The organism is Kitasatospora sp. NPDC004745 (assembly GCF_042873275.1).
Lineage (GTDB): Bacteria > Actinomycetota > Actinomycetes > Streptomycetales > Streptomycetaceae > Kitasatospora.
In genome coordinates this window covers 129,477-135,675 of record NZ_JBIALK010000001.1, presented here as the reverse complement: position 1 = coordinate 135,675, position 6,199 = coordinate 129,477, and the positions used below count along the sequence as shown (strand labels likewise).

5 protein-coding genes are annotated in these 6,199 nt (G+C 75.3%); 1 reads left to right on the top strand and 4 read right to left on the bottom strand.

The genetic code is table 11. From position 1 onward, the window contains the following. Positions 1 to 111 precede the first annotated feature (111 nt). The 3 genes from ACFYUY_RS00415 to ACFYUY_RS00405 all read right to left on the bottom strand — a co-directional run bounded on the left by ACFYUY_RS00415 (position 112) and on the right by ACFYUY_RS00405 (position 3,854). On the bottom strand, positions 112 to 891 hold the full coding sequence (locus ACFYUY_RS00415) for a hypothetical protein (RefSeq protein ID WP_387896746.1): 780 nt from the start codon (positions 889 to 891) through the stop codon (positions 112 to 114). A 90-nt stretch (positions 892 to 981) separates the two neighbouring features. Next, positions 982 to 1,590: a PadR family transcriptional regulator gene (locus ACFYUY_RS00410; RefSeq protein WP_387896744.1), complete on the bottom strand. Its 609-nt coding sequence runs from the start codon at positions 1,588 to 1,590 to the stop codon at positions 982 to 984. A 197-nt stretch (positions 1,591 to 1,787) separates the two neighbouring features. Then, positions 1,788 to 3,854, bottom strand: a complete 2,067-nt coding sequence (locus ACFYUY_RS00405) for an NADPH-dependent 2,4-dienoyl-CoA reductase (protein ID WP_360204934.1) — start codon at positions 3,852 to 3,854, stop codon at positions 1,788 to 1,790. 200 nt (positions 3,855 to 4,054) lie between these two features. On the opposite strand from ACFYUY_RS00405, the gene ACFYUY_RS00400 reads away from it, so the two are divergent. Beyond that, positions 4,055 to 5,332, top strand: a complete 1,278-nt coding sequence (locus ACFYUY_RS00400) for a monooxygenase (RefSeq protein WP_387896742.1) — start codon at positions 4,055 to 4,057, stop codon at positions 5,330 to 5,332. Between the two features lie 98 nt (positions 5,333 to 5,430). Here ACFYUY_RS00400 and ACFYUY_RS00395 read toward each other — a convergent pair whose 3' ends face one another. Beyond that, the gene (locus ACFYUY_RS00395) at positions 5,431 to 6,006 is read right to left on the bottom strand and encodes a TerD family protein (protein WP_360204928.1); all 576 of its coding nucleotides are present in this window, start codon (positions 6,004 to 6,006) and stop codon (positions 5,431 to 5,433) included. Between the last annotated feature and the right edge of the window lie 193 nt (positions 6,007 to 6,199).

Here is a 6,199-nt window from a genome sequence, read left to right as displayed (position 1 = left end):
GGGGGGGGCCCCCCCCCGCGCCCCCCCCCCCCCCCCCGCCGGGGCGCCCCCCCCCCCCCCGGGGCGGGGGGGGGCCCGCCCGTCCGTCGGGGTCGGACCACCCGTCCGGGATCAGACCACGCTGCCCGTCGGGGAGGCGGTGGCCGGGGCGGTGCTGCCGGCGGCGACCCCGAGGGTGCGCTCGACCTTGGCGACCGCCGTGCGGTACTGCAGGGAGGCGAGCTGGGAGTCGGCGCCCTGGCGCTGGAAGAACCCGAAGGCCATCCCGACGTCCCCGAAGCGCTCGATGCCGACGAAGGCGTTCAGCTGGACGCCGGCCAGCGTGCCGTCGAGGCGGACGGCCGGGGCGTCCTGGCGGTCGCCGAGGGCGACGGGGCTGACGGTGAAGGTCACCGTGTCCTCGGTGCCCGCGTTGAAGGTGATGCTGTGACAGGACTTCAGGGCGTCGGAGACGGTGTTGAAGTCGCTGGTGAGCTTGGCCGGGTCCTCCGCGGTGAGGGACTGCGTCACCATCGGGTTGCCGTCCGGCCCGTCCAGCTCGACCTCGGCGTGCGGGGTCGCGGGGCCGTTCTGGCCGGTGCGCATGTTGATCAGCGCGCTGAGCGCGTCGCAGCCGCTGACCGGGGTCGGGTTCTCCTCCGGCCCGGGGCTCTCGGAGGAGGGCGCCTCGGTGTAGTCGGGGCCGAGGTCGGCGGCCGTGAGCAGGGCCGACCTGAGCTGGTCGACGGAGGGCAGGTCCTGCGCGGGCACGGCCCGCGCGGCAGCGGGCACCGCCGGTGCGGCGGCGGACGCGGCCGGTGCGGCGGCCGCGGCGAGGTGCGCCGGGCCCAGCGTGACCGCCGCGACGACGACGGCGGCGGTCAGGGCGTGGAGAGTCCTCGGATGCGACATGCTGGCCCCCGATCGAGGGTCGGGCAGGGACAGGCGTCCAGTGTCCCACCGGGGGCGGGGGCGGGCGCGGCGGGAGGACGTCCGCGCAGGTCAGACCAGGTCGGCGGGCGGGGCCTGAAGGGTCCGCAGGGTCTCCGTGAGCCACTCCACCCAGAAGGTCTCCAGCCCGATCCCGGCCCGCAGCACGGCGTGCTGGAGCCGGTGACCGACGTCCCCGATCCCGTCCGTCGCACCCTCGGCGTCGCCGGCGCCCGGCACCACCGCGTCCCGGCCGCCCGCCCCGGCCGGGAAGTCGCGCCGCTCGATCGCCAGGTAGTCGTCCAACTGCGTGCGGTGCAACGCCAGATGGCGCTCCAGCTCGGCCGCCAGGCCGTCCGTGCCGACCACCGCGGCCGCGCGCAGCCGCAGCAGCAGCGGCTCCCGGACGGCCCGTGGCCCGGCGCCCTCGGCCGTCCAGCGGGCCAGTTCGGCCCGGCCGCCGGGCAGCACCTCGTACTCCTTGCGCTGGCCGCGTGCCGGGCCCTCCGGCCGCAGCACCCGGATCCACCCGGAGGCCTCCAGCCGGGCCAGCTCCCGGTAGATCTGCTGGTGGGTGGCGGGCCAGAAGAAGCCGATCGACTTGTCGAAGCGCCTGGTCAGCTCCAGCCCCGAGGACGGCTTCTCCAGCAGGGCGGTGAGGATGGCGTGCGGCAGCGACATGCCGCCGATCCTAGGCGGATCCCGGGGGCCGTCCGCCCGCCCCCGGGGCCCCGGCCACCTGCGCGGACGGCACGGGCGGCGCAGGCGGAGCGGGTGGATCGGGCCCGGTGGACGGCACGGCGGGTGCGGCTGGTCGGCCCGGCCCGGCCCGACCGGCCGACCCGCCGCCCCGCCGCCCGCCCCGCCGCCCGCCCGGCTCAGAGCGCGGCGGCCAGCTCGGTGCCCTGCTTGATGGCCCGCTTGGCGTCCAGTTCGGCGGCGACGTCGGCGCCACCGATCAGGTGCACCTCCAGGCCCCGCTCCCGCAGCGCGTCGTAGAGGTCGCGGCGCGGCTCCTGGCCGGTGCAGAGCACCACGGTGTCCACGGGCAGCAGCTGCCGCTCGCCGTCCACGGTGACGTGCAGACCGGCGTCGTCGATCAGGTCGTACGTCGCGCCGGCGACCATGGTGACGCCGCGGTGCTTGAGCTCGGTGCGGTGGATCCAGCCGGTGGTCTTGCCGAGCCCGGCACCGACCTTGCCGGTCTTGCGCTGCAGCAGGTGGACGCTGCGCGGCGGCACCGGCCGCTCGGGGCGGCGCAGTCCGCCGCGCTCCCGGTACTCCGGGTCGATGCCCCACTTCGCCTGGAACACCGGCGGGTTGAGGCTGGCCTGGTCCCCCTGGTCGGTGAGGAACTCGGCCACGTCGAAGCCGATGCCGCCCGCGCCGAGGATCGCGACCCGCTCGCCGACGGGCGCGCCGTCGCGCAGCACGTCGAGGTAGCCGACCACACTGGGGTGGTCGATGCCGGGGATGTCGGCGGGCGTGCGCGGCGTGACGCCGGTGGCGAGGACGAGCTCGTCGAAGCCCTCGGCGGCGAGCTGTTCGGCGGTGACGGTCGCGCCCAGGCGCAGCGTGACGGCCAGCTCGGCGAGCCGGGTGCGGTAGTAGCGCAGCGTCTCGTCGAACTCCTCCTTGCCGGGGATCCGCCGGGCGACGTCCAGCTGCCCGCCGACGGCCCCGGCGGCGTCGAACAGCGTGACGTCGTGGCCGCGTTCGGCGGCGGCGACGGCGCAGGAGAGCCCGGCCGGGCCGGCCCCGACCACGCCGATCCGCTTGCGCACCTTCGTCGGGCCGAGCACGAGCTCGGTCTCGTGGCAGGCCCGCGGGTTGACCAGACAGGAGGTGATCAGGCCGCTGAAGGTGTGGTCCAGGCAGGCCTGGTTGCAGCCGATGCAGGTGTTGATGGCCTCGGCGCGGTCGTCCTGCGCCTTGGCGACGAAGTCGGCGTCGGCGAGCAGCGGGCGGGCGAGCGAGACCAGGTCGGCGCTGCCCTCGGCGAGCAGACGCTCGGCGATCTCCGGGGTGTTGATGCGGTTGGTGGTGACCAGCGGGATGCCGACCTTGCCCATCACCTTCTTCGTCACCCAGGCGAACGCGCCGCGCGGCACCGAGGTGGCGATGGTGGGGATGCGGGCCTCGTGCCAGCCGATGCCGGTGTTGATGATCGTCGCCCCGGCGGCCTCGACGGCCTGGGCGAGCTGGACGACCTCGTCGAAGGTGGAGCCGCCGGGCACCAGGTCGAGCATGGAGAGGCGGTAGACGATGATGAAGTCCTCGCCGACCCGCTCGCGGACCCGGCGGACGATCTCGACCGGGAAGCGCATCCGGCGCTCGTAGGGGCCGCCCCACTCGTCCTCGCGCCGGTTGGTGGCGGCGACGACGAACTCGTTGACCAGGTAGCCCTCGGAGCCCATGATCTCGACGCCGTCGTACCCGGCGCGGCGGGCGAGTTCGGCGCAGCGGACGAAGTCCTCGACGGTCTGCTCGACCTGCTCGGTGGTGAGCTCGTTGGGGACGAAGGGGCTGATCGGGGCCTGGAGCGCGCTGGGGGCGACCAGGTCGGGGTGGTAGGCGTAGCGGCCGAAGTGCAGGATCTGCAGGGCGATCCGGCCACCGGCGGCGTGCACGGCGTCGGTGACGACGCGGTGGCGGTCGGCCTCCTCCTCGGTGGTGAGCATCGCGCCGCCGCCCCAGGGGCGCCCGGCCTCGTTGGGGGCGATGCCGCCGGTGACGATCAGGCCGACGCCGCCGCGGGCGCGCTCGGCGTAGAACGCGGCCATCCGCTCGTAGCCGCCGGGGGCCTCCTCCAGGCCGACGTGCATGGAGCCCATGATCACGCGGTTGGGCAGGGTGGTGAAGCCGAGGTCGAGCGGGCTGAGCAGGTGCGGGTAGCGGCTGCTGCCGGGGGTGCTGCTCGTCGGCGTGCTCGTGGACGCGCTCATCGACGTCTCCTGGGGGCGGCGGGGCTCGGTTGTTACCGCAGGGTAGGGGACGCCGGGACCCTTATGCAACTAGTTGCATAAGGGTCCCGGCGGGGGCGCGCGCCCCCGGCCGCAATCCGCCGGTTCGCCCCGACACCCTCCCCGGGCGGGCGTATGGTCTTATCGACTTGCAGGCAGTGCGGCACGCGGGAGGGGCGGCCATGCGAGGTGGCTCGATAGCCGTGGTCGGCGGCAGCATCGCCGGAAGCGCCTTCGCCGGGGCCGCCGCCCGGCTCGGCGCCGAACGGATCGTGGTCCTGGAGCGCAGCCCCGGCCGGCTCGAGGACCGCGGCGTGGGCATCTGCATCCACGACGACCGCCTCGACGAACTCGTCCGCGCCGGACACCTCGGCCGGGACGTCCGGCGCCACCGCCTCACCGTCCGCCGCTGGGTCACCCGCGACCCCTCCCCGGGCGGCGGCGGCCCGGACGGCCGCGGACGCGCGCTCTGGGCCCAGCCCATGCCCTTCCACTCCCACCACTGGGCGGTGCTCTGGCAGGCGCTGCGCGAGCGCACCCCCGCGACCGTCGAGTACCGGCTCGGCACCACCGTCACCGCCGTCGGCGGCGGCCCGGACGGCGCCTGGACCAGCCACCCCGACGGCACCCGCGAGCACTACGACCTGGTGATCGGCGCCGACGGCTACCGCTCCGCCGTGCGCGCCGCGCTCTGCCCCGAGGCCCTTCCCGAGTACGCCGGGTACGTCTGCTGGCGCGGCAGCTACGACGCCGCACGCCTCGCCGAACTGCCCGGCGGCGCCGGGGCCTGGCCGGAGGACGAGTGCGCCACCGTTTGCTACCCCGGCGGCCAGGTCGTGCTCTACCGCATCCCCGGACTCACCCCCGGCACCACCCAGGTCAACTGGGTCTTCTACGCGCCCACCCCGGCCTGGCTGCGGCTCGACGGCCCCACCAGCATCCCGGCCGGCAGTCTCACCGACGGACAGCTCGACGGGCTCCGGGCACTCGCCGAGGAACGGCTGCCGCCCTACTGGTCCGACGTGGTCACCCTCACCCCGCGCGACCGGACCTTCCTGCAGCCCGTCTACGACATGGCGGCCCCGTGCCTGGCCGCCGACCGGCTGCTCCTCGGCGGCGACGCCGCCACCGTGGTGCGCCCGCACAACACCAGCGGCGCCGTGAAGGCCCTGCAGGACGCGCACGCCTTCGAGCAGGCCGGGCGGGCCGTCGGACACCCGGCCGGCGACCGGCCGGCGGGCTCCTGGTCCGGCCTGCTGGCGGCGTACGACCGCGAACGGGCCCCGGCCGGCCGGGAGCTGGTCGACCTCGGGCGGCGACTCGGGCGGGCCCAGGTCGGCGCGGCGCCGGACTGGGCGGCCATGGACGGGCCGGCGATGGACGCCTGGTGGCGGGGGCAGCTCACCGGCGGCTCCGGGTTCGGCGGCCAGGCCCTCGACCGGGCGGCGCCGCGGGGGTGACGGCGGGGCCCCGCGCCGGACCGCCGCCCGCGCGCAGCACGACGGCCGCGCCCCGGAGGGACGCGGCCGTCGTGACGCCGTCAGAGCGACGGCACCGGTCAGACGTTGACGCCGTAGTCGGTCGCGATCCCGCGCAGGCCCGAGGCGTAGCCCTGGCCGATGGCGCGGAACTTCCACTCGGCGCCGTTGCGGTACAGCTCGCCGAAGACCATCGCGGTCTCGGTGGAGGCGTCCTCGCTCAGGTCGTAGCGGGCGATCTCCTGGCCGTTGGCCTGGTTGACGACCCGGATGAACGCGTTGCGGACCTGCCCGAAGCTCTGCAGCCGGGTGTCGGCGTCGTAGATGGACACCGGGAAGACCACCTTGGCCACGTCGGCCGGCACCTTGTCCAGGTCGACCTTGATCTGCTCGTCGTCGCCGTCGCCGCCACCGGTCAGGTTGTCGCCGCTGTGCTCGACCGAACCGTCCGGGCTGCGCAGGTTGTTGAAGAAGACGAAGTGCTGGTCCGAGATGACCTTGCCGAGGGCGCCGCAGAGCAGCGCGCTGGCGTCCAGGTCGTAGTCGGCCCCGGTGGTGGTGCGCACGTCCCAGCCGAGCCCCACGATCACGGCGCTCAGACCGGGCGCCTCCTTGCTCAGCGAGACGTTGCCGCCCTTGGCCAGCGAAACTCCCACAATGCCCTCCTCGGATCTCTCCCTGCGGACGAATCTACAACACTGTAGAGATCACGGGGATCCACCTGCGGTCGGGCTCCGCCCCCGGCATTCCTCAGGGTCGCCGGGCCGTCCGCCGGCCGCCCGGCGCCGGGGCGCCCGGCACCGACCGCCGACCTACACTGACCGTGGCGGCACACCGGGACCAAGGCTG

Excerpts from the sequence above, each read along its gene's own strand:
- ACFYUY_RS00405 (WP_360204934.1), bottom strand. The coding sequence starts at position 3,854 with ATGAGCGCGTCCACGAGCACGCCGACGAGCAGCACCCCCGGCAGCAGC.
- ACFYUY_RS00415 (WP_387896746.1), bottom strand. The coding sequence starts at position 891 with ATGTCGCATCCGAGGACTCTCCACGCCCTGACCGCCGCCGTCGTCGTC.
- ACFYUY_RS00400 (WP_387896742.1), top strand. The coding sequence starts at position 4,055 with ATGCGAGGTGGCTCGATAGCCGTGGTCGGCGGCAGCATCGCCGGAAGC.
- ACFYUY_RS00410 (WP_387896744.1), bottom strand. The coding sequence starts at position 1,590 with ATGTCGCTGCCGCACGCCATCCTCACCGCCCTGCTGGAGAAGCCGTCC.